Here is a 25,818-nt window from a genome sequence, read left to right as displayed (position 1 = left end):
CTCACATGCCTTTGAACGATCCAACGGCCATACGCCGGAGACTGGTCAGCAGAGGCGCAAACCTGTTGCGCCCCTGCAAGTCCATTCGTGCATCTCCGGTTTAGGTCGGAATCAGTCTACAGAGACATTCTCGAAGTGATGCTTGCCGAGCGGATCCACGACGTAGCCCTTCACTTCCTTACGCACAGGCTCATACACGGTGGAGTGCGCGACGATCAGCGCCGGAGCCTGATCGTGCATCACCACCTGCGCCTGCTTGTACAGTTCGATGCGTTTGTCGTGGTTGGACTCGGCGCGCGCCGGTTGAATCAGATCTTCAAACGGCTTGTAGCACCAGCGGGAGTAGTTGGAGCCGTCTTTCGCCGCCGCGCAGCTGAACAGCGTGGCGAAGAAGTTGTCCGGATCCCCGTTGTCGCCGGTCCAGCCCATCATCACCGTTTGGTGCTCGCCCGCTTTGGCGCGCTTGAGGTATTCACCCCACTCATAGGTCACGATTTTGGCTTTCACGCCGATCTTGGCCCAGTCGGCCTGGATCATTTCCGCCATGCGGCGCGCGTTCGGGTTGTAAGGACGCTGTACCGGCATCGCCCACAGGTCGATGCTGAAACCATCGGCCATGCCCGCTTCTTTCAGCAGTTCTTTCGCCTTGGCCGGATCGTAAGCGTAATCCTGCACCGCGTCGTTATAGCCCCACATGGTCGGCGGGATCAGGTTCTTGGCCGCCTGGCCCGCGCCCTGATAAACCGCGTCGATGATCGCCTGCTTGTTGACCGCCATGGTCAACGCCTGACGCACCTTCACGTTATCCAGCGGTTTTTTCTCGGTGTTGAACGACAGGTAACCCACGTTCAGCCCCGGCTGCTCCATCAGGTTGATGGATTTGTCCTGCTTCATGCGGGCGATATCGGCCGGGTTCGGGAACGGCATCACCTGGCATTCGTTTTTCTGCAGCTTGGCGTAACGCACGGAAGCGTCAGGCGTGATGGAGAACACCAGGCGATCGATCTTCGGCTTGGTGCCCCAGAAACCGTCGAACGCCTTGTACAGGATTTTGGAGTCTTTCTGGTATTGCAGCAGCTGGAACGGGCCGGTACCGATCGGGTTCAGGTCGACTTTTTCCGGCGTACCGGCTTTCATCATGACGTCAGCGTATTCGGCGGACAGGATGGACGCGAAGTCCATGCCCAGGTCAGCCAGGAACGGCGCCTCCGGGCGGTTCAGCACGAAACGCACGGTGTTGTCGTCTACTTTTTCGATCTTGGCGATCAGCTTCGGCATGTCCATGCCTTCAAAGTATTCGTAACTGCCGCCGGACACTTTGTGGTAGGCGTTATTGGCATCCAACTGGCGTTCGAAGGAGAACACCACGTCGTCGGCGTTGAAGTCGCGCGTCGGTTTGAAATCTTTGCTGCTCTGCCACTTCACGCCTTTGCGCAGGTGGAAGGTATAGGTTTTGCCGTCTTCGCTGACGTCCCACTTCTCAGCCAGGCCCGGCTGCAGTTCGGTGGTGCCGACTTTGAATTCGACCAGGCGGTTGTAGATCGGTACCGAACTGGCGTCGTAGGTGGTGCCGGAGGTGAACAGCTGCGGGTTGAACCCTTCCGGGGAACCTTCAGAACAGTAAACCAACGTCTTGGCCTGTACGCTGGCCGCCACGGTCAGCGCGATCAGCCCAATGCCGAATTTCAGAACCCCCGATTTACCCAAGGAACGTGTCATCGTTAGTGCTCCATTGTGTGATGTGATGTGTGTAATTGCCGCCAGACCTGTATTTTTTATTGCGTGGCCTGTGCGATCGGCGCCCGAAGGCAGAAGGTGTACGAGGAGAGAATGCCGGATGGAACGCATCGCGGCGGGGACGTCTGAGCGCGTGGAATTCACTCAAACAACTCTCGCTCTTACCCCTGAGGCTATCAAGTTGCCAACTGTTTGAGGTGTCGTCAATATAACCAGTGGGGATTTACGCAGACTGTGAGAAACAGCAAACAAACATAAAAAAAACCTTTTGTTAACAGTTCCAGCATGAAAATTTATGCTAAGCGGTCATTTTTAGCGCATTGGTCTGACCCTGATAAATTTACTGGTTTTAAACTCCGCTAAAAAACCCCAAAACTTTGTTGCTGAACGATGAATATCTGAACGGTTATTTTTGTGATCGCCGTTAAAGACAGAAGGAAATGCTGAAGGATTACCCAAAAGGGTGAGTCCGATGAGCGTATTTTTCGCCGGGCAGGCCCACAATCTGTGCGGCGTAAAAAAACTTTCGGCGGCGAAAAAGCCGGGGGCGAAAGGATATCCCCCGGCAACGCACTGCAACCGATTATTGAACGCCGGCGCTGTTGCCCAGGCTGGCGTTCATGCTGTTGAGAATATCGCCGTTGTCCGCGTCGATCTCCCAGGAGAACAGGCCGCCCAGCTGCTTATCCAACACGTACTTGCCTTTGGCCTGCACCGAGCGGGCATCGTCAAAGGTGATCAGATCGCCGGTGGAAGGTTTGAACACGTAAGGCGCTTCCGCCGTGGCGTCGTAGGTGTACTGCCACTCGCCGCTCATGAACTGGCTGGCGATCTGGCGGTAGTCCACGATGCCGTTCTCCCAAGTGCCTTTGACCGGCCCGGTGGCGGTGCCGGTGAACGGAATGTTGTTCTGGTAGCCGTTCACCCCGGTCCAACCGCGGCCATACATGGCGGTGCCGACGACGATCTTGCCCGGCTTGACGCCCTGCGCCAGCAGCGCATTCACGCCGTTCACCGTGGTGTAGGCGGTGTCCGGTTTCCAGGCCGGCGCATTCAGCGCGGTCTGATGCCCCAGGTTTTTCAGATCGAAGGCGCCGTAGAAGTCGTAGCTCATCAGGAAGATGTGATCCATCGAGTTCTGCGCGACGTTGTATGCCACCTTGTCGATCTTGTCCTTGCCGGCGCTGATGGCGGAGGTCAGCTCATACTTGCGGCCGGTTTCCGCCGACAGCTGATCCAGCATCGCCCGCAGTTCTTTCATCAGCAGCACATAAGTTTCCCCGTCCTGAGGGCTGCCCAGATTCGGGTTGGCGCCTTTGCCGCCCGGGAATTCCCAGTCGATATCCACGCCGTCGAAGAACTTCCAGGTCTGCAGGAACTCTTTCACCGAGCCGACGAAGCGATCGCGCTTCACCTTGTCGCCCATGAAGAAGAACGGGTCGGACAACGTCCAGCCGCCGATCGACGGCAGGATTTTCAGATCGGGACGCGCCTGCTTCAGCGCCATCAGCTGGCCAAAGTTGCCCTTATAGGGGTCATCCCAGGCGGTGACGCCCTTCTGCGCTTTTTGCAGCGCGGCGAACGGATCGTGGATGGAGACTTTGAAATCCTCGCGGCCCTGGCAGGAGCGCTGCAGCGCCTGGAAGCTGCCTTCAATCTCTTTCAGGCTGTCGTTGATGCCGTTGCCGCCGCAGATTGGGATAAAGCCGTACAGCAGGTGGGTCAGGTTTTGCGCCGGGATCTTATCGACGGTGAAATTGCGCCCGTAAACCCCCCACTCGACGAAATAAGAACCGACCACTTTGCCGGAATTCTGTTTATACGGTTTATTCTTTTCCAGCAGCGGCTCTTTCAACGGCGCCAAATGGCTGCCGTCGGTGTCGGCCACCACAATTTCAGTGGCGTCGCTGGCGGTGCAGCCGTCGGCATTGCACAATGCCACCTGCATTTGATAACGGCCGCCTTTATTGACTTTAAAATTCGCCGTACCGGAAGAACCGGTTGAAGGGCCGCTCCACGCCTCTTTGCCATTTAATAAAATCTTGGCCGTCGTGCCCGCGTCGCCATTCCATAAATTCCAGGAGACGGAAACATCGGCGGCATTTTTTACCTTCACCAAATTATTATAAGCGGTAGCCGCCTGGTCAACTTCAACGATGGCGAACTTGGTGTTGCCCCAGGCGATGGTCGGCTTGCCCGGCGCGGCGGCCTGCGCCGCGGAACACAGCGTGCTGCCGATCAACAGCGCCAACAGCGGTTTATTAAATTTGCGCATAACTGATTCCTTTATTCCGAGAGGATAAACATAAAAGAGTTAATCGTCGCTACGCATTGCCGAAGCGAAAAAATTCCGCAATAATCCACGAAGATTAAAGTCAACAAATAAAAACAGCGTTTTTCCACGTAACGGAAAAAAATCATTCCCGCCGCGTACATTCAGACTATAAATAAAAAAGGCGTAAAAACAAGAGCGCTATCAACTGGGTTTTATTCAGCAAGCGTGAATTTATTTAAATATGAGAAAAAGAACCTAACTGGAATAAGGAGTTTGAATTAATTAAGCGTAAAGGATAAATATATTTCACGAGGCTGGCGGATTGACACGTGCCATAAAGCGAAGCCGGTCGTATCGTAGGAGGTGCTCATCCTCATAAACCGCAGGCGAAAAAAAACCTGCTTTAAAAGCAGGTTTTTCGAATGGTGGTCGGCGAGAGAGGATTCGAACCTCCGACCCACTGGTCCCAAACCAGTTGCGCTACCAAGCTGCGCTACTCGCCGATGCGGGGCGCATCTTACTGCTGGCGGTTATAGGCGTCAATCACTTTTTTTCCCCTGCATTTCAAGTGGTGATAAAAGCGCCATAATGCGCTGCGCCGGGGGTTGCGCAGCGCATTTTACTCAGGCTTTGGCGGTTTTCAGCACCGGCGTCTGCGCACGCAGGAACGGCAGCAGGAACAGCGCCGACAGGCAGGCGGCGATGGAAATCACCACAAAGAAACCGTTCCAGTGCCAGATTTCCATCACCCGCGCGATCGGGTAGCCGGACAGCGCCGCGCCCAGGTAGGCGAACAGGCCGACGAAACCGGTCGCCGCGCCCGCCGCATCTTTATGCGAGCACTCCGCCGCCGCCATGCCGATCAGCATCTGCGGGCCGAAGATGAAGAAGCCGATGGCGAAGAAGCAGCAGGCCTGCAGCAGGTAGGTGACGCCCGGCATCAGCCACAGCGCCGCCACCGACAGGAAGATGCCGATGGCGAAGATCAGGTTCATCGGGCCGCGGTTGCCGCGGAACAGCTTGTCGGAACCCCAACCGGCCACCAGCGAACCGATAAAGCCGCCCACTTCAAACAGCGAAATGGCCGAGTTGGCGGTCATCAGCGAATAGCCCTTTTCCTGCGTCAGGTAGAGGTTGCCCCAGTCGTTGATCGCGGTGCGCACGATGTACACCAGCACGTAAGAGACCGCCAGCAGCCAGATGTACTTGTTGGTCAGCACGTAGCGCTTGATGATCTCGCGGTTGCTCAGCCCCTGGCCTTCCGATTCCTGCACCAGCTCCATGGCGTCGTTGCGCCATTTGCCGACGCTCGGCAGCCCCAGGGTGGAGGGCTTGTCGCGCAGGCGCCAGCACATCAGCAGGCCGAGCACCACGCCGATGATGCCGGGAATGATCATGCCGTAACGCCAGCTGAAGTGCAGCGAGATAAAGCCCACCAGCAGCGGGATCAGCGCGCCGCCAACGTTGTGCGAAGTGTTCCAAATCGCCCACCAGCTGCCGCGCTCGGAGCGCGAATACCAGCTGGTGAGGATTTTGGAGCACGGCGGCCAGCCCCAACCCTGGAAGAAGGCATTGAGGATCCACAGCGTGCCGAGCATCAGCAGCGACGAACTGAGGCCGAAGAAGATATTCAGCACCCCGGTCATGATCAGGCCCAGCCCCATAAAGTAACGCGGGTTGGAGCGATCGCTGATCATGCCGGAAATGAATTTCGAGCAGCCGTAGGTGATGTAGAACAGCGTGCCGAGGATGCCGACGTCGGACATCGTCAGGCCCAGATCGCTCAGCATCGCCGGCATGATGAAGTTGAAGCTTTTGCGCGTGAAGTAAAACGCGGCGTAGCCGATGTACATGGTGCACATCAGCTGGATGCGCCAGTACTTGTAGCTGGCGTCGATCTGCCGTTGATCGGTGACCTGCGGCGCATCCGGGCGGCTTTTAAGGAAAGACCACATGTGGAACCTCAGAGGATTGAATAAAGTGCCGCTATGATGCTCCCCGCGCGCGCGGGAGGCTTACGCCGGATTCCCGACGCGGTTAGGAGTTTTTCCTAGTTTTGCGCTTGCGCCGGTGAAACTGTGGGCAAGATCACACTCAAACAGGCGCCCCGCTCAGAGGTGAGCCGCAGGCTGCCGCCGAGAGCGCTGATGCGCTCCTGCATGCCGCGCAGGCCGTACCCCGGCTGATGGTGGTCCGCATCGAAGCCCACGCCGTTATCGCGGATGGTCAAGGCAATCTGCGGCGCGGCGCCTTTGCGCGGCTGCAGACGCGCGTCCAATTCCAGGCGGCTGGCGCCGGCGTGGCGGCACACATTGGTCACCCCTTCCTGGCACACCCGGTACAGCGTGATTTTCAGCGTTTCATCCAGCAGTTCGTCCGGCACCTGCCACTGCATGCTGCTCACCAACGAGGCGTCCTGCGGCAGCGACTCCCGCAGCATCGCCGCCACCGCCGCCGACAGCGGCAGGTTGTTCAGCGCCGCCGGCCACAGCTGGGTCAGCACATCGTGCACCCCATCGTAGACCCGCAGCGCTAACGCATCGATGGTGTCGGCGCAGCCGATCACCGCCGGCTCCGGCGCCAGGCGTTTAACGATGCTGGCCTGTGTGCGGATCACGGTGATGGTCTGCCCCACTTCATCGTGCAGCTCGCGCGCCACCTCGCGCCGGGTTTGTTCCTCCGCCGTCACCAGCGCCCGGGCCAGCTGCCGGTTCTCCGCCAGCCGCAGCCGCAGCTGCTGATTCAGTTCGCGCTGGCGCTGAATACCGGCGCCCAGCAGCAGCCCGGTCAGGCTCTGGGCCAGCAGCGACAACAGCAAGTCGCGGTGCGACTCGGGCTGCGGCGGCTCGTTGACCATCAACGCCACGCCGTTGAGCAGCGTCGCCAACAGCGCGCCCTGCCAGCCATAACGGTAAGACATGAACACGATCGGGATCGCCAGGCAGAAAGGCGCAAAGCGGCGCAGCTCGGCGGCGTTAACCTGCTGCTGCAGCCAGATGCTGAATGCAAACAGCAGCAGATAACTGGCCAGGTGGCCCAGGCGCAGCTCCACCGGCTTGTGGATCAGCCCCGGCTCCAGCGGCACCCAGATTTGGCGCGCCAGATAGTGCCACAACAGCAGGCAGGTCGGCGCGATGGTGAAACCGCCGGTCAGGCCGAGCAGCAGCGCGCGGGCGCCTTCGCCGCTCACCAGCTGCCACACAAGCGCCTGCAGCAAAGCGGCGGCGGCGACCACCGCGCCCTGCAACAGCGGCCAGCGCCATTCGCTGTCGCTCTGCTGATGGCGCAGCAGCCACGGCGAGGCCAACAGGCTGAGCAGCACCGTCAGCACCAGCACCGCCACCGACGCCCACAGCGCCGGGCCGTAGCCGTACTGGTCCGCCAGCAGCGCCATCAGCAGCAGGTCGGCCAGCAGGATCCCCGGCCAGAAACGGTACGGGCTCTGCAGCAAAATGCCCATGCGCAGGCCGAACGGGAACAGCAACAGCGCCTGCCAGGGCGGGTCGATCAGCGCGGTGCCAATGCCCCACAGGCAAAATGCGCTGGCGGCATAAATGAAGAACAGCGCCAGCTGGGTGATCAGACGCTGCGTCACAGGTTCAGCATCCGTCTGGCCAGCTCAACGTTATTGGTGATGCCCAGCTTGGCGAACAGGTTGGCGCGATGCACATGCACCGTCTTCGGCGACAGCCCCAGCGCGGCGGCGATCTCGCGCACCTCCTGGCCCTGCGCCAGCAATAGCGCGATCTCGCGCTCGCGGCGGGTCAACGGATCCACCTTCACCCGCGCCAGCTGCTGGGCGATTTCCGGCATCAGATAGACGCCGCCGCCGGCGACGGTGCGCACGGCGGTGATCAGATCTTCCGGCTTGCAGCGCTTGGAGAGAAAGCCGCTGGCGCCGCGTTCCAGCGCCATTTCCACCAGCGCCGGATTATCGTGCATCGACAGCATCACCACGCGGATGCCGGAGGGAATGTCCGCCAGCAGATCCAACCCGCTGCCGTCGGGCATCGAAATGTCGCAAATGCAGATTTCCGCCTCCAGCCCCGGCAGGCCGGCGCGCGCCTGCGCCGCGCTGCTGAACTCGCCCACTACCTGAATATCGGCCTCCAGCGACAGCAGCTGCACAAAGCCCGAACGCACAATGTCATGATCGTCGATAAACGCCACGCGCAGGGTCATGGAAATCTCCGGTTAGAAGGGGAAGTGCGCAAGTATACCGTATGCACACACCGGAATAATTGATGAAGAGAATGTATTGGCGGAAATTACCGGGTGCGCAAGGCACCCGGCGGGAGGGATTACAGGCTGGCAGGTGCCGTTTTATTCTGCGGGAGATGGCACCAGTTGTTTTTATCCACGATGCCGCCGTTCGGCGAGGTGTAGCCGAGGCAACCGAGGATGGTGTCGAACAGCTCGACGTGGCGATGCGTTCTGCCGATGCGTTGCTGCGCCTGCAGTTGCTCAAAGGCGCTGAGGTGCTGCGGGTTCTCGAGGAACTTGTCCGACGCCCACACCATCATCGGCACGCGGAATTGTTCCGGCGGCGCCATTTCGCGCGGCGTGCCGTGCAGGTGCGTATTCTCGCCGATCGACTCGCCGTGATCGGCGGCATAGAACACGATGGCCTTCTTGTCCCGCACCTGGTCGATCACATTACTGATAAAGCTGTCGGTATACAGCACCGTATTGTCGAAGGCGTTGATCAGCTGCGCCTTGGTGCAGGAGTCATCCACCCCCATGCACTCTGGCTGATAGCGCGCATAGCTGCGCGGATAACGCTGCGAGTACAGGTAGTGCGAGCCTTTGGTATGCAGGATCACCAGGTGTTTGCCCTTCGGATAACGCGCCAGCGACTCCTTCATTTCGTCCACCAGCAGCATATCGTCGACTGCCTTGCCGTCGTTGCGCTTCTCGGACGCGATCATCTCGCGGAACGAATAGTTATTCACCTCGGTGTTGTTGTAGAACCACACCTCACTCTGCATGGCGAACAGCTCGGAAGAGAAGCCCAGTTCCTTCATCACCGCGAACACGTTTTGCTCTTTCAGCGTGCGCTGCGGGTTGTCCTCGGTGCCGCCTTCGCGCACGAACATGCAGCGCAGCGACAGCTTGGTGGCGGTGTCGCACGACTCGCCGCGGAACGCCACCAGATTCTTTTCTTTCGACAGGCGCGGGGTAGTGTCGCGCTCGTAGCCCAGCATGCCCATGTGATCCCAGCGCGTGGTCTCGCCGATGATGAACACCACGTAGGTATCGTCGATGTCCGCCGGCGGCACATAGGTAAAGTGTTTGCCCGGATCGAACAGCGTGCTCTGATCCTGACTTTCGTCATAGCGGGTATAGGCGAACAGCCCCAGCGCCGACAGCCAGTTAGACGGCAGGTACGAGTGCGCCACCACGCCGCCGTAGCTCGGCAGATCGACGTTGGCGAGCTTCTCCTGCACGCTTTGCTCGTCGTCCAGCATGCGCAGCGGCAGCCAGACCAACGCTACCACCGCCAACAACACCAGCAGCGGTTTGATGCGGTGACCGGGGGTTTTCAGCTGTTCGATCAGGGTGAAGCGCAGGCTGTTTTTCCAGATCAGCAGCAGCGGCAAGGCGCTGAGCGCCACCATCCACAGCACGAAATGCAGGCCCACCACCTCTTTCGACAGATCGATATCGGTGGTCATCACCGACACCACGATGCCGTAGCCGATCACCACGTTGAAAAACGTCATGTAGTAGCTGGCGGCAACCGAAATCAGCACCAGCAGCGAGGCGACGATGCGATAAAACAGCCGGCCGCCGAGCGATACCAGCCGCATGATGAAGAACGTGAACAGGACGATAGCGATGACTTCCGTCACCGCCGAAATAAGCTTAATTCCCTGAATGCCGTGCGCCAGCGAATCAAAACGGCGATAAAAAACGGACAGGTTTAGAAAGATGCCGATATAGATCGCTAACAATAACGATAAATTCTGCTGTGATAGCGATTTAACTTTGTTCATGTAACGCGGTGGCTCCGGGGACGGTGTAGCGGTTCTGACTCAGTCAGACACTGATTGCGGCTTCTGGTTCAGCCAACCGGCAATAAGCGTTATTTTGCGAGTAATAATCAAGAGAATTCTCACAAAACGGGCAAAATTTACCGCTTTTTTGAGCACTTTTCAGACGGGATATCAAAGAAAATGGAGGGATAAACCCTCCATTTTTTCCATGGTGTCGGCAAAAAACTTACTTAACGTTCAGCGTAACGTCGATATTGCCGCGGGTGGCGTTGGAATACGGGCACACCACGTGCGCCTTTTTCACCAGATCTTCCGCCACGCTGCGCTCGATGCCCGGCAGCGAAATATCCAGCTGCACTTCGATGCCGAAGCCGTTCGGGATTTCACCGATGCCGACGGTGCCGTCGATCTTCGCTTCGGCCGGGATTTTGACCTTTTCTTTCGCCGCGACAAACTTCAACGCGCCGAGGAAACAGGCCGAGTAACCGGCGGCGAACAGCTGCTCGGGGTTGGTGACTTCGCCGCCGGCGCCGCCCATCTCTTTCGGTACGCCCAGTTTCACGTCCAACACGCCGTCGGAGGAGGTTGCACGGCCGTCGCGGCCGCCGGTTGCGGTGGCGTGAGCGCGGTAAACCACTTTCTCAATAGACATCGTTCATTCCTTCTTGCTGGTTGGCGAGATGACAACGGCCCCCGCGAGGGGTAGCCGGTCACATATATATCTTTTACGATTAAATCGTGCACTACTTATTTTTGACGCTTATTAACCAGTGTAGACCACCCCTGCCGTTCTTGCGTCCGGCGTCGGTGGGTCAAATCTGATCGATCAGGCTGCCGCGCAGCTTTTCCAGCTGCTGTTTGAGCGAGACGATCTCGTCCAGGCTGCAGTCGGTGGCGCACATCACCGCCTCGGGCACCGACTGCGCCCGTTCACGCAGCGCGCGGCCGGCTTCGGTGAGCGCGATGATCACCTGGCGCTCGTCGGTAGTGGCGCGATAGCGCACCAGCAAACCAGCGGTTTCCAGCCGTTTCAGCAGCGGCGTCAGCGTGGCGGAATCGAGGAACAGCCGCTCGCCGATATCCGATACCGTCACCCGATCGCGTTCCCACAGCACCATCATCACCAGATACTGCGGGTAGGTGAGCTCGAGCTGATTCAACAGCTTGCGGTAGACTTTGTGCAGCGCCAGGTTGGCGGAGTACAGCGCGAAACAGAGCTGCTGATCGAGCAGCAGCAGGTTCTTCGCGTTGGGTTGTTCGGTATCGGTGCTTTTCATGTGAGTGAATATAGATAGCGCACGATGTAATCGCAAGCTATTTCTTGTGAGGTATGCTACATTTTTTTCATGCAGAGGATGCCGGGAGGGAAAGGAAATGACGAATACGCTTGCAGAACGCGCGCGCCGCTACGCCACCAAGGCGCATGCGGCCATCGATCAGCGCCGCAAATACACCAACGATCCGTACATCGTCCACCCGCAGGCGGTCATGGAGCTGGTACGCAGCGTGCCGCACACCGAAGAGATGCTGGCGGCCGCCTGGCTGCATGACACGGTGGAAGACACGCCCACCACCCTCGGCGATATCGAAAGCCACTTTGGGCCGCAGGTAGCGGAGCTGGTGCGGATGTTAACCAACGTCAGCCACGCCGAGGACGGCAACCGCTTCGAGCGTAAAAACCGCGATCGGCGCCACAGCGCCAGCGCATCGCCGCAGGCCAAAACCATCAAACTGGCGGATCTGATCGACAACACCCGCTCGCTGCTGGACTACGACAGCCACTTCGCCCAAACCTATCTGATCGAGAAACAGCGCCTGCTGGAAGTGCTGACCGAAGGCGACCCGACGCTGTGGCGCCAGGCCAGCCATATCGTCGAACAGGGGCTGCTCAGATTACAGCAGCCGCCGCACAACGTGCCGGCCAGCTGGTTTGAGCACGCACGCCGGCGCTACCGCGAGAACGACGCGGCCTGATCAGAAGGTCACCACCGTTTTCAACGCCGTCACCCAGGCGTCCTGCGTTTCGCTGACGCCCGCCGGATGATGCCAGTATTGCAGGCCCGGCTGCAGCTGCAGCCACGGCGTGACGTTAACGCGGTAGTACAGCTCCGCCGTCACCGAGTGGCCCGGCACCGGCCGGTAGTTCGGATCGTGATAATCGCTGATGCCGCTCATCTCGTTGAGGTAACGCTGATTGTCTTTATAGCGGTCGCTCAGTTTCACTACCGAAACGCCCAGCCCCAGCCAGTCGTCCGGCCGCGCATCGAACAGCCCGCGATAGCGGATGCCGGTCGAAGTGGACCAGTGCAGGTAGTTGCTGCGCTGATCCCCCAGCCCCAGGCTGTAGAACACGCTCAGGCCACGGTTGACGTCATCCGCATGGCGCGTCACCTGCTGGTTGAAACCGGTATACAGGAACCAGGTGCGATCGTGGCTGCGATAGCCCTGCGGATCGCTGGCGCCCGGCCCGCCGGATACCCCTTCATAAAGATCGCGCTGGCGCGCATTGGTAAACAACACGCCCAGGTTATACACCCCCGGCAGCTGGTTGACGGCGTGGGTTTTCAGCTCCAGCTCCATCGGCAACAGGAAGCCTTTGCTGCCCTTGGTGGATCCGCTCCAGGCGTGGCTGCGGCTGGGGGCGCTCGGGTTCTGCTCCATCACGCCGCCCTTGAGCGTCAGGCCGTCGGTCAGCTTGTATTGCAGCGTGGTGCCCCAGTAATGCACGTTCCAGTTGTACCAGGTCAACGAGTTGGCGGACTTGCCGCCGCACAGCGTCAGCGTCTGAAAATCGCAGGGGATGATCTGATCGAAATCCTGCACCTTGTTCATCATGCCGATGCGCCATTGCAGCCGGCTGTCGAGGAAGGAACGGCTGAAGGTCAACCAGCCCAGCCGGGTGATCGACTGCCCGCCAAAGCTCTCCTGCGACAGATCGGTCAGGCCGACGCGCGGATCCTGCAGCCGATCGCGGGTCAGGTTGTTGTCATGGTTGCGGTTGACGATATTGCCTTCGATCGCCGCGTCCGGAATGCCGGTCAGCGCCTGCAGATCCTGGCTGAAGGTCAGCGAAAATTGGTCGATGTACGACGCCTGTTTATCGTGGTTGTAACCGCCGCCGGCGTTATACGACAGCTGGCTGAGGTAGCCGAGATTATAGTGGAAACCGTGATCCTCTAGGATCGGCCTGATCCCCAGCATATCCCCCAACAGCCCAGGCTGCGGCGGTTCAAAGCCGAGCGCCACCCCTTCCCATTTGGCGGTGGGAGCTTCAACGTCCTTGCCGATTTGCAGCGTTTCCGCCTGCGCCTGGCTACAGAGCAGCGCCAGCGCCGCCAGGGTCATGGAACGAGGTAATAAGCTTTTCATCATTATTATATTTCTCCGCATAACGGCTGACTGCGGGCAACAGCATTCCCTGGGAGAGAATTTCCCATCATGAACAGCAGCGAATAACGTTAGTTAACGCCCGGCGCTTGCCGCCGGGCTGAAGGGTTAGCGTCGGTCTTTCAGGCTGGCGCCGTTGCTGTGGATCACATCGCGATACCAGTAGAAACTCTTCTTGCGGCGGCGCTCGAGGCTACCGTTGCCGGCATCGTCTCTGTCGACGTGAATGAAGCCGTAGCGCTTCGACATTTCGGCCTTCGAGGCGCTGACCAGATCGATCGGCCCCCAGCTGGTGTAGCCCATCACCTCGACGCCGTCGTCGATCGCCTCGGCCACCTGCACCAGGTGGTCATTGAGGTAGTTGATGCGGTAGTCGTCGTTGATGCTGCCGTCGGCCTCGACGCGGTCTTTGGCGCCCAGCCCGTTCTCGACGATGAACAACGGCTTCTGATAGCGGTCGTACAGCACGTTGAGCAGGTAGCGCAGCCCGATCGGGTCGATTTGCCACCCCCACTCCGAACTGGCCAGGTGCGGGTTCGGCACCATATCGAGAATGTTGCCGCGCGCCGTTTCGTACTGCTCCGGGTCGGCGGTAACGCAGCCGCTCATGTAGTAGCTGAACGAGATGAAGTCGATGGTTTCGCGCAGCGTTTGCCGATCTTCCTCGGTGATCGCCACCTGAATGCCGTTTTCACGGAAGAAACGCTGCATGTAGGCCGGGTAATAGCCGCGCGCCTGCACGTCGCCGAAGAACAGCCAGTCGCGGTTTTGCCGCTGGGTTTCCAGCAGATCTTCCGGCTTGCAGCTCAGCGGATACAGAATGCCGCCCAGCAGCATGTTGCCGATTTGCCCCTCCGGCACGATCTCGTGACAGGCCTTCACCGCTCTGGCGCTGGCCACCAGCTGATGGTGGATCGCCTGATAGACGGCGCTCTTGTCGCTCTCTTGCGGCAGGCCAACCCCGGTGAAGGGCGCGTGCAGCGACATGTTGATCTCGTTGAAGGTCAGCCAGTGTTTAACCTTGTGCTTATAGCGTTCGAACACGGTGCGCGCATAGCGCTCGAAGAAATCGATAGTGCGGCGATCGCCCCAGCCGCCGTAGCGCTTCACCAGACCGTAAGGCATCTCATAGTGCGACAGCGTGATCAGCGGCTGAATGCCGTATTTCGCCATCTCATCGAACAGCCGATCGTAAAACGCCAGCCCGGCTTCGTTCGGGGTCTCTTCATCGCCCTGCGGGAAAATGCGCGTCCAGGCGATCGAGGTGCGCAGGCACTTGAAACCCATCTCGGCGAACAGCGCGATATCCTCCGGGTAACGATGATAGAAATCGATCGCCACGTCCTTGATGCCGCTGTCGCCCGCCGTGCGCGGCGTGATGGCGCCGAAGATGCCCTGCGGCTGCAGATCGGAGGTCGACAGCCCCTTGCCGTCGGCCTGATACGCGCCTTCTACCTGGTTCGCCGCTACCGCGCCGCCCCACAGAAAATGTTGCGGAAACTTGCCGTTCATCGCTTGCTCCTCAATTAACGTAATAAAGTCAGCAGCGGCGCCTGTTCCTGCACCGGAGACAGGCCGCTGGTCAACACGTCCACGTAGTCATCGCTGTTGCTGATGATGATCGGCGTGGTGGTGTCATAGCCGGCGGCATGGATCGCCGCCTGGTCGAACTCGATCAGCAGATCGCCCGGCGCGATCCGCTCGCCTTCCCGCACGTGGGCGGTGAAATGCGCCCCGTCGAGCTTCACGGTATCGATGCCGACGTGGATGAGAATCTCCGCGCCGTCGTCCGATTCGATGCCGATGGCGTGTTTGGTTTTGAACAGCGACGCCACGCTGCCGCTCACCGGCGCCACCACCCGCCCCTGCTGCGGCGCGATCGCCACGCCTTTCCCCAGCAGGCCGCTGGCGAAGGTCGCGTCGTTCACCTGTTCCAGCGGCACGATGTCGCCGGCAATCGGGCTGAGAATGGCCTGTTTGCGGTTAAGTGGCGCGGCGGCTTCAGGCGGCGCCGTCTCTTCCGCCGGCGCAACGCCGAACAGGTAGCTGGCCAGCGCGGCGAACACAAACGACAGCAGAGTGCCGCCGATCGCGCCCCACACCGTGGCGTCAATGCCGCCGTTGGGAATGATTTGCGCGAAGGTGAACACGTTCACCAGGCCGAACGAGTAGACCGAGGTATGGAAGTAACCGATCACCGCCCCGCCCAGCGCGCCGCCGATGCAGCCGAAGATGAACGGACGCTTGTTCGGCAGGGTGACGCCGTACACCGCCGGTTCGGTGATGCCGAAAATCCCGGCGCCGATGGCCGAACCGGACAGCGCCCGCAGCTTGGCGTCGCGGGTGCGCAGCATCACGCCCAGCGTAGCGCCAACCTGCCCCATCACCGCCGGCAGCAGCAGCGGCACCATGGTGTCGCGCCCCAGCACGCTCAGGTTGTTGATCATCAACGGCACCAGCCCCCAATGCAGGCCGAAGATCACGCACACCTGCCACATCGCCCCCATGAAAGCGCCGGCGATGATCGGGTTGAAGGCGTAAATGGCCTGATAGCCGTTGGCCAGCAGATGGCTGAGCCAGGTCGCCGCCGGGCCGATCAGCAGGAAGGTCAAGGGCACGGTGATCGCCAGACACAGCAGCGGCGTGATGAAATTGCGCAGCGCGCTGTGGATCACCCGGTTAAGCAGCGGCTCCAGACAGCAGGACACCCAGGCCGCAAAGATGATGGGGATCACCGACGAGCTGTAGTTGATAAAAGTCAGCGGAATGCCGAAGAAATATTCGCGCACCGCGCCCGGCTGTTGCGCCGCCTCGAACGCCGCCATCATCAGCGGATGCGTCAACGCGCCGCCGATCGCCATGGTGACGAACGGGTTGCCGCCGAATTTTTTCCCGGCGGTGTAGCCGAGCATGATCGGGAAGAAATAGAACAATGCGTCGCTGGCGGCGAACAACATTTTAAAGGCGCCGCTGCTTTCCAGCAGCCAGCCGCAGGCCAGGCTCAGCGCCAGCAACCCCTTCAATACCCCCGAGGCAGCCATCACCCCGAGCAATGGGGTGAAGATGCCGGAAACCACGTCGATAAAGCGGCTGAGCAGATTGTCTTTTTTACCGTCCGCATCGCTGCCGCTCGACGCGCCTTCGGCCAACCCGCCGACCCGGTTGACCGCGTCGAACACCTCGGCCACGTGGTTGCCTACCACCACCTGAAACTGGCCGCCGCTCTCCACCACCATGATGACGCCCGGGTTTTTCTTCAGCGCTGCCGCGTTGGCGCGGCGGTCGTCACGCAGCTTGAAACGCAGGCGGGTGGCGCAATGCACCAGGCTTTTCACATTGTCGCGGCCACCGACGCCGGCCAAAATCTCACTGGCTAATGTGTCATATTTCATACGGTTATCCTTAGACTTCACGTTCTGCCGATCCCGCCTTTGCGCTGGCCTAGCGCAGGAGCGAAATTCGGCGCAAAAAAAAACCTAAACCTCGCGGCCTCTGCCCCATCGGGGAACAGAAACGCGAGGTTTAGGTTTTGCCTGCCGCAGCAGTAACAACCCTAAATCGGTTGAGTTATGACGTTAACACCGCAGATTTTAGCGGAGCAAGGCTTTGCGACGGCAAATTGCCGAACTGTGATCGCAAAGGCAAAACGGCCTCAATGCGCGAAATAATGCATGCCGCCCTCTACCGGGATCACTGCGCCGATGATATATCGCGCGAGCGATAGAGAGGGATGAGAGAGTATCGCCCGGCTTCACGTCAAAAAAACATAAGATTAACTAACCTAATAATTCACTATCAAGCTAAAGCGAAACACGCATTTTCCAGCGGCCAATCGGCTTTTCTGGCAATATTCGCAGCCATTAAGGCAAATACATCGCCAAACCTCATCGAATATTGTTATCATTCCACGATATTCACCCGCGTAAAAATCACCGTGCGCAATTGAATACGGCAAATAAACATCAGAATAACTAATTAAAACAACTAGACAAAAATCACACGGGGGATTATTACTGGTCAACGCTTAATCGAGAGTAGGGATGACAGTCACCATGGTGTTGCGTACTGATGTAGGACGGATTTTGATTACCGGCGCCGGCGGCCGAGTCGCCACCGCGTTTCGCCAGGCAGTGGGCGATCGCTATGCATTGCGGCTGGCGGAACGAGATCTCGCTCTGTTGCGCGATCGCCGGCCCGGCGATGAGGTCATCAGCTTCAACATCGCCGATCTCGACGCCTGCCGTGAGGCCTGCGCCAATATCGACACCGTGTTGCACCTGGCCGCCGATCCGGCTCCCGACGCCGATTTTTGCGGTTCGCTGATGGACAACAACATTCTCGGCACCTTCAATATCTTCCGCGCGGCGAAAGACGCCGGCTGCCGCCGGGTAGTGTTCGCCAGCAGCGCGCAGGCGGTGGAAGGCTACCCGCTCGATTATCAAATCCGCCCGGATGACGCCCCGAAGCCGAAAAATCTGTACGGCGCCAGCAAGGCGTTCGGCGAAGGCATCGCCGCCTATTTCGCCCATCAGGAGGGGCTTTCCGCCCTGTCGGTACGCATCGCCAACTTCACCACTCTAAGCCGGGGCGAACAGCTTAGCGCCCGCGACATGAGCGCTTTTCTCAGCCATCGCGACGCCGCCGATCTGCTGGATCGCTGTATTCGTGTCGAAGGGGTGCAATATGCGGTGGTGCACGGGGTTTCCAATAACCGCTATACGCGTTTGTCGCTGGAAGAGACCCGTCGCCTGCTCGGCTACGCCCCGCAGGACGATGCGTTCAGCCAGCTCGGCTTTGAGTGAGCGCGGCGGGGAACCCCGCCGCACATTATCGTTTACCCGTTGGCGTAGGCCACTTTTTCGGCCTGACGGTGGGTGAACAGCACCAGCAACAGCGCCAATCCGGCAATAATAGCCCCCATCACCGGCACGAAGCTGTATCCCAGCCCGGCGGAGACTACCGCGCCACCGGCGGCGGCGCCCAGCGCATTGCCCAGGTTAAAGGCGCCGATGTTGACCGAGGACGACAGGCCCGGCGCTTCGCTGGCGACACGCATCACGCGCATCTGCAGCGGCGGCACCACGGCAAAGGTCGCCGCACCCCAAATCACCATGCTGACCGCGGCGCCGATTTCACTGCGCGCCAGGAACGGGATCACCAGCATAATGACCACCAGCAGCAGCAAGAAACCCTTCAGCGTCGCGCTCTCGGAGCGGTCGGCGAATTTACCGCCCAGGTAGTTGCCGATGGAGAAACCGACGCCGATCAACACCAGCATGACCGTCACGAACAGCGGCGTCGCATCGGTGATGTGCTGCAACACCGGCGAGATATAGGTATAGAGCGTGAACATCGCGCCCGCGCCCAGCACGGTCGTCAGCAAGGCGGACAGCACCTGCGGGCGCACCAACACCGACAGCTCGCGTTTCACATCAGGGCGTGCGCCGGCGCTGCCTTTCGGCAACGAGAACCACAGCCCCAGCATGGCGATCACGCCCAGCCCTGCCGTCGCCAGGAACGACATGCGCCAGCCGATGGTTTCACCCAGCCAGGTCGCGGCCGGCACCCCGCCGATATTGGCGATGGTCAGGCCCATAAACATGGTCGCCACGGCGCTGGCCTGTTTCTCTTTCGGCACCACGCTGGCGGCCACCACTGAACCGAGGCCAAAGAACGCGCCGTGGTTCAGGCTGGTGATGATGCGCGACAGCATCAGGGTGGTGTAGTCAGGCGCAACCGCCGACAGCACGTTACCCAGGGTAAAGATCGCCATCAGGAAGATCAGCGCGCTTCTGCGCGCCCGGTGAGAAAGCAGCAACGTCATCAGCGGTGCGCCGACCATCACGCCAACGGCGTAGGCGCTGATCAACATGCCGGCCATCGGGATGGAGACGTCCACCCCTTTGGCGATCGTCGGCAGCAACCCCATCGGGGAAAACTCGGTCGTGCCGATGCCGAACGCCCCCACCGCCAGGGCTAATAAGGGAAAGTTAATTTTCATTCAACAACTCCGGTTAACCGCTGCCGAAGCGCGGGAAAGTTAAGATGCCAAAAGTATGACATTGATCACACCAAAGATAAGCAGGCGGAAGGCTAAAAGACTTTTGCGATTTTGTTAAAAATCGTGGGGAAAAACAGCAGCCGACTCTATCTCAGCCACGCGCCGACAGGCAATAGCCGCCGTCGCCCGTGCGCACATCGGGTTCATTCTCGCCACCTGGCCCACCCGCCATACCGGCTCACCGGCGGCTGCCGCGACTATTGAACACAGAGCAAAAGTGTTTTGTTATTGTGCGCGTTTTTAGAATTAAACGACGAAATATAATGGCCTCAGCAAAACATCATCGCCCCACGGCCTAATTCACATGAGGGAAGCGCCATGCTTTTTGACTCGTATTCTTTAAACGGTTTATTGCTGAACAATCGCATCGTCATGCCACCCATGACCCGTTCACGGGCCGGCGCCGGCGACGTCGCCACCGACATGATGGCTGAATATTATGCCCAGCGCGCCAGCGCCGGGCTGATCGTCAGCGAAGGCACGCAGATCAGCCAGCAGGGCCAGGGTTATGCCTGGACGCCCGGCATTTACACCCCGGAACACATCGCCGGTTGGAAAAAAGTCACCGACGCCGTACATCAGGCCGGCGGCAAGATCTTCGCGCAGCTTTGGCACGTCGGCCGCGTGTCGCATACCATTTTACAGCCTGGCCACGCCGCGCCGGTCTCCTCCTCCGCCATCCAGGCCGACGGGGTCAAGGTGTTCGTGGATGTCGAAGGCCGCGGGCCGGAACATGGCGTGGGTGAAATGGTGCAACACTCCGCACCGCGCGCCTTAACGCGGGAAGAAATCCCGGCGATCGTTAACGACTACGCCCAGGCGGCACGCAACGCCATCGCCGCCGGTTTCGACGGCGTAGAGCTGCACGGTGCGAATGGCTATCTGATCAATCAGTTTATCGACTCACGGGAAAACCAGCGCGACGACGAATACGGCGGTTCACTGCAAAATCGCCTGCGTTTCCTGCGGGAAGTCGCGCAGGCGGTCGCGGACGCCATCGGCAAAGAGAAACTGGGCGTGCGCCTGGCGCCGCTGACCACTCTGATGGGCTCGCAGGACGATACCCCGGAAGCCACCTATCTGGCGGCGGCCAGCGTGCTGAACGATATCGGCGCCGCTTATATTCACATCGCCGAAGCGGATTGGGATGATGCCCCGGTGATGCCGGCGGCGTTCAAAGAATCGCTGCGCCTGATTTTCCGCGGCACGCTGATTTACTCGGGCAAATACACGCCTGAACGCGCTGAAGAAGCGCTGGCCAAAGGTTGGGCAGACTTGATCGGCTTCGGCCGCCCGTTCATCGCCAACCCGGATCTGCCTCACCGCCTACAGCACGGGCTGGCGCTGAATGCGCCAATCAAAGAGAAATTCTTCGGCGGCAGCCGGGAAGGCTACACCGATTACCCAGCGATCGGGTAAATACATTCAGCCCCCCGAGCTTGGAGGCGGGGGGCTTCGCCGGCCAGGCAAACAACGCTCTTAAAAATAAGCGACATAATCCAGATTTTCAGTGTCCGCACGATAAAGAAAAAAATCGAAAACCTTAAATATAAAATAATAAATTAAACATTTTCATTGCAATTTCTTATTAGAATACAAAATAACAAAGCATATAAAAACAATATAATTTGAAACAAAAACAATGAAAAAAACGAAAATAAAAACGGAAAAGACAATATTAACTGGAGATTTAAACACATAGTCCGTATTGACCGAACAGGGTTGAATATATACACGAACGTGTAAATATCTTTCTGAACAGCGCTACTGTGGCGCTGCATTGATTAAGGAAAGATCTTATGTCTAAATCACCTATTGGCACTACAGCCACGACAGGACAGAAATGCCCGGAAAGCGGCGTCTGGGAAGTGGTTGGCAAACCCTCAACCACAGCGCCAATCGCTAAAGGCAATATCATGCCTCCTTATGGCGGCAAAGGGGTCACCTGGAAATTGATCCAATACGCATAATCCGTCGTCTTCAGGCCTCTTTTTTCAAAAGGGGCCTCGCAGAAAAATCCTATGACGCCTTATTTTATACCCTCCCGTTGCGCACTTTGCCCGATCGCATTTCGATGTTCCGTTGCAGTTCGCGCAGCCCGCCGGCCAGGAAGCAGGCTTCCGCCAGCACGAACAGCGGGCCGATGATCAGGCCCGTCACGTCGTCCATAAACGCCGGTTTTCGTCCCTCCCAGAAATGTCCGACAAACTGAAACAGCCAGCCGATGACGAAACCGCCGATGCCGACGCTCAGCCACGCCGTCGTCGATAGCGACGCCACCCAGGCGCCGACCCCGAGGCACAGCAGCAGCAACGCCAACATCATGACGCCAAGCCGCAGACTCAGCCGCAGGTAATAGAGAGCCGACACGATCACCACCGCGCAGGCCGGCGAAAACGGCAGCCATCCCGCGCCCCATGCCGGCCGGGAGAGCAGCGCCAGCAGGCTGACGACGATCAGGGGGATGCCGATAAAGTGCGTGACGATATTGCGCGCATCGCGATGATAGGCGGCATAAGCGGCAAGTTGATCTTCCAGACTTCGCATGTTGACCTCCGGTATGTACGGCCTTCGTCGCCGAACGCGTGCAGCCGCATGCGGCTGCCCTTACCCATAGCTTAGCGCGGGATCACCAATACCGGTTGGCCAATCTCATCCAGCAGGCCACGCGTGACGGAGGCGTTCAACCAGCGCCCCAACGAAGACAGGTGGCGGTGCGAGATGATCAGCAAATCGCAGTTGAACAGCGCCATCTGTTCCGGGATCACCTCGATGGGCGTCCCCGCAGCCAGCAAGCCCTGGGCGTTGAAACCCTGCTGTTTCAGCGCCCGCGTCACCTGCCCGACCTGCTTTTCCGCCAGCGCCTCTTCCCGTTGCGCGGCGGGATACTCCTCGCGCTCCTCGCTGTCGAAACGCAGGCCGCTACGGCTGAGCGTGAAGGCATTGTCCACCACCGTCAGTACGATCACGTCGCCGATGCTGCCTTGCAGGCGCGCCATAAAATCCAGGGCATTGCCGCTGTGCTCAAAGCAGTCCACCGCCAATAACACTCTCTTAATCATAACAATCCTCGTTCGGCTGAGTTAAATCGCGCCCTTGAAGTTGGCTTCGCCCTTTTTCCAATACCCCTTGGCAAACAGCGCCGCACGGGAGACGCCCATTTCGTTGATAAAGCGCGCCTTCAGGTATGCGGCGATCTGCTGCTCGCAGGCCAGCCACACCTGCCCTTCGCCGGGCGGCAGTTCGCAATGGCTGACGGCCTGCACCAGCGGGCTGTTCATCACGCTGTCAAAATGGCGCGTGCGAATTTGCCAGCTGTTCACCTGCAAGAAGGAACAATCGACATCCTGAATCTCCTGCGCATCGCCCACTTCGGCGAACCACAGCACCGGCAACGGGTCGGACAGCGAGGCGAGAATGGTGCGCATGGCGGGCAACGCGGTCTCATCGCCCAGCAACAGCAGCCAGCGAGTTTGCGGCAACAATCGGAAGCCGCCGGAACAAGGGCCGGCGAACCCCAGCTTGTCGCCCGGCATCGCGTCGCGCGCCCAGTTCGACGCCGGGCCTTCGCCGTGCAGTACCATATCGATATCGAAGGTGCGGGCGAGTTTGTCGATGCCGCTCAGGGTGTAAGCCCGCCCGGCCAGCGTGTCGCGCCACGGGAAGAACACTTTGACCCAACTGGCCGGCTCCTGCGCGCGCGGATCGGCGATAAACTTATCCACATCATCGCCGCTCAACGTGATGCGACGGATCCGGGCGGTGACTTGCCGCACGGCGCTCACCCGGGCCTCCCGTTTGCGGCGGGTGTCCCTTTCCAGCATCTCGTCGACAATCTTATTCAGCGTGTTGTGCATCAGCCTTCTCCTGTGGCGCCGCAGACGGGTAGGTGTGTTCCCAGCCGCCGCCCAGCGCTCGATAGATATTCACCACGGCGATCGCCGTCTCCTCCTCTGAAACAATTTGCGCGGACTGCAGATCCAGCAGCGCGCGCTGCGTGCTCAGAACGTGGATAAAATCGCTGGCGCCGTTCAGATAGCTGTCGCGCGCCAGCGCAAACGCGTGTCGGTTGGCGGCCAGCGCCTCGGCCAGGTGCGTCTGGCGGCGCTGCTGGGCGCGATAACCGGCAAGCGCGTCGTCAATCTCGTGCCAGGCGCGCAGCACCGTTTGCTGGTAGGCGATGGCCATTTCCTGCTGCCGGTATTCGCTCAGGCGCACCCGTTGGGTGATTTTCCCCCCGTCGAACAGCGGCAAATACAGGGCGGGGCCGATGGCGAAGGTATGCGTGGACCAACTGCCCATATCCGCCAGCGCCAACGCCTGATAACCCGCATTGCCGGTCAGCGTGATGCGCGGGTAGTAGTCGGCGGTGGCGACGCCGATCTCGGCGGTCGCCTGATGCAAACGCTCCGCCGCTTCGCGAATATCCGGCCTGCGCAGCGCCAGATCCGACGGCACCCCCATCGGCACGGCGCGCGCCAGCGTCGGCAGCGGCCCCGTCGGCGACAACATCGCTGTCAGCGCGCCCGGTCGCTCGCCCAACAGCAGGCTGATGGCGTTGATCAAGCGTTCCTGCCGATCGAACAGCGCCGGCAGCAGGGCATCCACCTGCGCCAACTGCACCTGCGCCTGATCGACATCCAGTTCGTTGCCCGCGCCGCTCTGATAACGGTTTTGCGTCAGCTGCAGCGTGCGCAGCGCCGTAGTGCGGTTTTCCTGCGCCACCGCCAGCTGTTGCTGCGTGGCGCGCAGGCGCAGATAGTCGCTCGCCACCTCCGCCGTCACCGACGTCAGCAGTGCGCGCCGGTTCTCCTGCGAAGCGGCGAAGCTGGCGCGCGCACTTTCCGACGCGCGACGCAGCTTGCCCCACATGTCCAGCTCCCAGGTGGCGCTGGCTCCGCCGCGCCAGAGGTTATAATCCGCCTCTCCGCCGTTGCCGGACGGATCCATGCTGCCCACCGAGGTGGCGCGTTGGCGCAGATAAGCGCCGTCCAGACTCAGATCCGGCATCAGCGCCGCCTCCGTCACGCCCAGCAGGGCGCGGCTTTGTTGCATGCGCGCCGTGGCGAGCTGCAGATCCAGGTTGCCGGCCGCCGCGCGCTGCACCAGTTGCGACAGCGACGCATCGTTGAATATCGACCACCAGGCCACCGGCAGCGCCCCGCCGCCGGCCTGCTCCCCCCAGCTTTCGGGCAGCGCGTTCTGCGGCCGAGCGTAGTCCGGCCCTACCGCCCGGCAGCCGCTCAGCGCAATCAGCAGCAGCGGGATCACGACTCTGTTCATTGCAGGCCCCCGTCCAGCGTATTGATGCTGACGTCCGCAGACATGCCGACGCGCAGGGCGCTCAGCAAGGCGGCGTGCTCTTTGTTGATATCAAACACAATCTTCACCGGGATGCGCTGAACGATCTTGGTGAAGTTGCCGGTGGCGTTCTCCGGCGCCGCGGCCGCGAAGCTGACGCCGGAAGCCGGCGCGATGCTGTCCACCAGCCCTTTCAGCGTTTGGCCGGGAAAGGTATCGATATGGATGTCTACCGACTGCCCGTGCGCAATGTTTTCCAACTGGGTTTCCTGGTAGTTGGCGATGATGTACAGCTTGTCCTGCGGCACGATGGCCAGCAGCGCATCGCCCGGTTTGACGAACTCCCCGACCCGTAGGCTTTTCTTGCCGATCACGCCGCCGATCGGCGCGGTGATACGGGTGTAAGACAGGTTCAGCTCGGCCATCGCTTTCTTCGCCTGCGCCAGCATCAGCTCGGCATCGCTGTCCGCCAGCTTGGCTTGCAGCACCTGCTCCATGTTTCGCGCCGCTTTGAGCGTCGCCTCCGCCTGCGCCACATTGGCGGAAAGCGTGTGCACCCGCGTTGTCGCCTGCTGCGCCGCCTGCTGCGACCCCGCACCGCTGCTGGCCATTCTCTGGTAGCGGTTCTGCTCCTGGCGCGCAAACGCCAGCTCCGCCTGCGCCGCCTGCCGCTCCGCCAACGCGGCGGCGATCAGCGCGCTCTGTCGGGTCAGGTTGGCCCCGGCGTCGTCCTGGCGGGCGCGGGCGGATTGCTCCTGGGCCGTCGCCTGCGCCAGCGCGACGTTGAATTCACGCGGGTCGATCACCGCCAGCAATTCCCCCTGTTTGACCCACTGGTTGTCCCTGACCAACACCTGCGCAATTTCACCGGCAATCTGCGGTGAAATACGCGAGATATCGGCGCGAATATAGGCGTCGTTGGTATTCTGCTGTGTTTCTTTAATAAAGAACTTATTCATTAATAACCCCAGCGTAATGACGGCAACCGCCAATACGGCAACGGCGACTTTCTTGTTAGCCATAAAAGTGACTCCACTTAATATTTATGTCTGATGATAAAA

At 59.9% G+C, this 25,818-nt stretch carries 21 protein-coding genes and 1 tRNA gene; 4 read left to right on the top strand and 18 right to left on the bottom strand.

The genetic code is table 11. The features are described from left to right. Positions 1 to 111: 111 nt before the first annotated feature. The 9 genes from dppA to CPH57_RS21330 form a co-directional block, all read right to left on the bottom strand. Positions 112 to 1,719: a dipeptide ABC transporter periplasmic-binding protein DppA gene (gene dppA, locus CPH57_RS21370; RefSeq protein ID WP_042783430.1), complete on the bottom strand. Its 1,608-nt coding sequence runs from the start codon at positions 1,717 to 1,719 to the stop codon at positions 112 to 114. 601 nt (positions 1,720 to 2,320) lie between these two features. After that, complete coding sequence (locus CPH57_RS21365; protein ID WP_033645062.1) at positions 2,321 to 4,012, bottom strand: glycosyl hydrolase family 18 protein; 1,692 nt, start codon at positions 4,010 to 4,012, stop codon at positions 2,321 to 2,323. A 426-nt stretch (positions 4,013 to 4,438) separates the two neighbouring features. After that, positions 4,439 to 4,515, bottom strand: a tRNA-Pro gene (locus CPH57_RS21360). A gap of 120 nt (positions 4,516 to 4,635) precedes the next feature. Continuing rightward, positions 4,636 to 5,967 carry an MFS transporter gene (locus CPH57_RS21355; RefSeq protein WP_033645063.1) on the bottom strand — a complete coding sequence of 444 codons (1,332 nt, stop codon included), beginning with the start codon at positions 5,965 to 5,967 and terminating at the stop codon, positions 4,636 to 4,638. A gap of 95 nt (positions 5,968 to 6,062) precedes the next feature. Continuing rightward, positions 6,063 to 7,607: a signal transduction histidine-protein kinase/phosphatase UhpB gene (gene uhpB / locus CPH57_RS21350; RefSeq protein WP_033652277.1), complete on the bottom strand. Its 1,545-nt coding sequence runs from the start codon at positions 7,605 to 7,607 to the stop codon at positions 6,063 to 6,065. Next, complete coding sequence (gene uhpA, locus CPH57_RS21345; protein ID WP_033645065.1) at positions 7,604 to 8,194, bottom strand: transcriptional regulator UhpA; 591 nt, start codon at positions 8,192 to 8,194, stop codon at positions 7,604 to 7,606. The genes uhpB and uhpA overlap by 4 nt, the downstream gene beginning before the upstream one ends. Before the next feature lie 119 nt (positions 8,195 to 8,313). Beyond that, entirely contained in the window at positions 8,314 to 10,008 is a 1,695-nt protein-coding gene (gene eptB, locus CPH57_RS21340; protein ID WP_033645066.1) for a kdo(2)-lipid A phosphoethanolamine 7''-transferase, read from the bottom strand. A 226-nt stretch (positions 10,009 to 10,234) separates the two neighbouring features. Beyond that, entirely contained in the window at positions 10,235 to 10,660 is a 426-nt protein-coding gene (locus tag CPH57_RS21335; RefSeq protein ID WP_004934114.1) for an organic hydroperoxide resistance protein, read from the bottom strand. Between the two features lie 160 nt (positions 10,661 to 10,820). Continuing rightward, positions 10,821 to 11,285, bottom strand: a complete 465-nt coding sequence (locus tag CPH57_RS21330) for a MarR family winged helix-turn-helix transcriptional regulator (protein WP_033645067.1) — start codon at positions 11,283 to 11,285, stop codon at positions 10,821 to 10,823. 97 nt (positions 11,286 to 11,382) lie between these two features. On the opposite strand from CPH57_RS21330, the gene CPH57_RS21325 reads away from it, so the two are divergent. Continuing rightward, a complete protein-coding gene (locus tag CPH57_RS21325; RefSeq protein ID WP_033645068.1) occupies positions 11,383 to 11,982 on the top strand; it encodes an HD domain-containing protein in 600 nt (199 codons plus the stop codon). Here the strand turns inward: CPH57_RS21325 and CPH57_RS21320 are convergent, their stop codons facing one another. The 3 genes from CPH57_RS21320 to bglF form a co-directional block, all read right to left on the bottom strand. Beyond that, entirely contained in the window at positions 11,983 to 13,353 is a 1,371-nt protein-coding gene (locus tag CPH57_RS21320) for a carbohydrate porin (RefSeq protein WP_369825824.1), read from the bottom strand. It abuts the gene before it with no gap. Between the two features lie 150 nt (positions 13,354 to 13,503). After that, positions 13,504 to 14,907, bottom strand: coding sequence for a glycoside hydrolase family 1 protein (locus CPH57_RS21315; RefSeq protein WP_033645069.1), 1,404 nt, complete (start codon positions 14,905 to 14,907; stop codon positions 13,504 to 13,506). Positions 14,908 to 14,921: 14 nt separating this feature from the next. After that, entirely contained in the window at positions 14,922 to 16,787 is a 1,866-nt protein-coding gene (bglF, locus tag CPH57_RS21310) for a PTS beta-glucoside transporter subunit IIABC (protein WP_096242705.1), read from the bottom strand. A 660-nt stretch (positions 16,788 to 17,447) separates the two neighbouring features. Here bglF and CPH57_RS21305 point away from each other — a divergent pair. Beyond that, positions 17,448 to 18,197 (top strand): NAD(P)-dependent oxidoreductase, encoded by a 750-nt coding sequence (locus tag CPH57_RS21305; protein ID WP_033645071.1) that lies wholly within the window; start codon positions 17,448 to 17,450, stop codon positions 18,195 to 18,197. A gap of 32 nt (positions 18,198 to 18,229) precedes the next feature. On the opposite strand, the gene CPH57_RS21300 is transcribed toward CPH57_RS21305, so the two are convergent. Beyond that, positions 18,230 to 19,396 (bottom strand): MFS transporter, encoded by a 1,167-nt coding sequence (locus CPH57_RS21300; protein WP_033645072.1) that lies wholly within the window; start codon positions 19,394 to 19,396, stop codon positions 18,230 to 18,232. Positions 19,397 to 19,774: 378 nt separating this feature from the next. Here CPH57_RS21300 and CPH57_RS21295 point away from each other — a divergent pair, with 378 nt between their 5' ends. Continuing rightward, the gene (locus CPH57_RS21295) at positions 19,775 to 20,875 is read left to right on the top strand and encodes an alkene reductase (RefSeq protein ID WP_033645073.1); all 1,101 of its coding nucleotides are present in this window, start codon (positions 19,775 to 19,777) and stop codon (positions 20,873 to 20,875) included. A 380-nt stretch (positions 20,876 to 21,255) separates the two neighbouring features. After that, positions 21,256 to 21,426, top strand: coding sequence for a hypothetical protein (locus tag CPH57_RS24605; protein ID WP_162837995.1), 171 nt, complete (start codon positions 21,256 to 21,258; stop codon positions 21,424 to 21,426). Positions 21,427 to 21,490: 64 nt separating this feature from the next. Here the strand turns inward: CPH57_RS24605 and CPH57_RS21290 are convergent, their stop codons facing one another. The 5 genes from CPH57_RS21290 to CPH57_RS21270 all read right to left on the bottom strand — a co-directional run bounded on the left by CPH57_RS21290 (position 21,491) and on the right by CPH57_RS21270 (position 25,779). Further along, complete coding sequence (locus CPH57_RS21290) at positions 21,491 to 22,003, bottom strand: DUF962 domain-containing protein (protein ID WP_046688035.1); 513 nt, start codon at positions 22,001 to 22,003, stop codon at positions 21,491 to 21,493. A 71-nt stretch (positions 22,004 to 22,074) separates the two neighbouring features. Further along, positions 22,075 to 22,518, bottom strand: coding sequence for a universal stress protein (locus CPH57_RS21285; RefSeq protein ID WP_033645075.1), 444 nt, complete (start codon positions 22,516 to 22,518; stop codon positions 22,075 to 22,077). Between the two features lie 21 nt (positions 22,519 to 22,539). Continuing rightward, on the bottom strand, positions 22,540 to 23,313 hold the full coding sequence (locus CPH57_RS21280; protein WP_033645076.1) for a siderophore-interacting protein: 774 nt from the start codon (positions 23,311 to 23,313) through the stop codon (positions 22,540 to 22,542). After that, positions 23,294 to 24,739, bottom strand: coding sequence for an efflux transporter outer membrane subunit (locus CPH57_RS21275; protein ID WP_033645077.1), 1,446 nt, complete (start codon positions 24,737 to 24,739; stop codon positions 23,294 to 23,296). Before CPH57_RS21275 ends, CPH57_RS21280 begins: the two co-directional genes overlap by 20 nt. Next, positions 24,736 to 25,779: an HlyD family secretion protein gene (locus CPH57_RS21270; protein ID WP_046688034.1), complete on the bottom strand. Its 1,044-nt coding sequence runs from the start codon at positions 25,777 to 25,779 to the stop codon at positions 24,736 to 24,738. Before CPH57_RS21270 ends, CPH57_RS21275 begins: the two co-directional genes overlap by 4 nt. Positions 25,780 to 25,818: the final 39 nt, after the last annotated feature.

Source organism: Serratia sp. JKS000199, from assembly GCF_900215455.1.
In the GTDB taxonomy this organism is placed as follows: domain Bacteria; phylum Pseudomonadota; class Gammaproteobacteria; order Enterobacterales; family Enterobacteriaceae; genus Serratia; species Serratia ureilytica.
The sequence above is the reverse complement of the archived record's forward strand: the minus strand, read 5'-3'. Positions and strand labels throughout refer to the sequence as shown.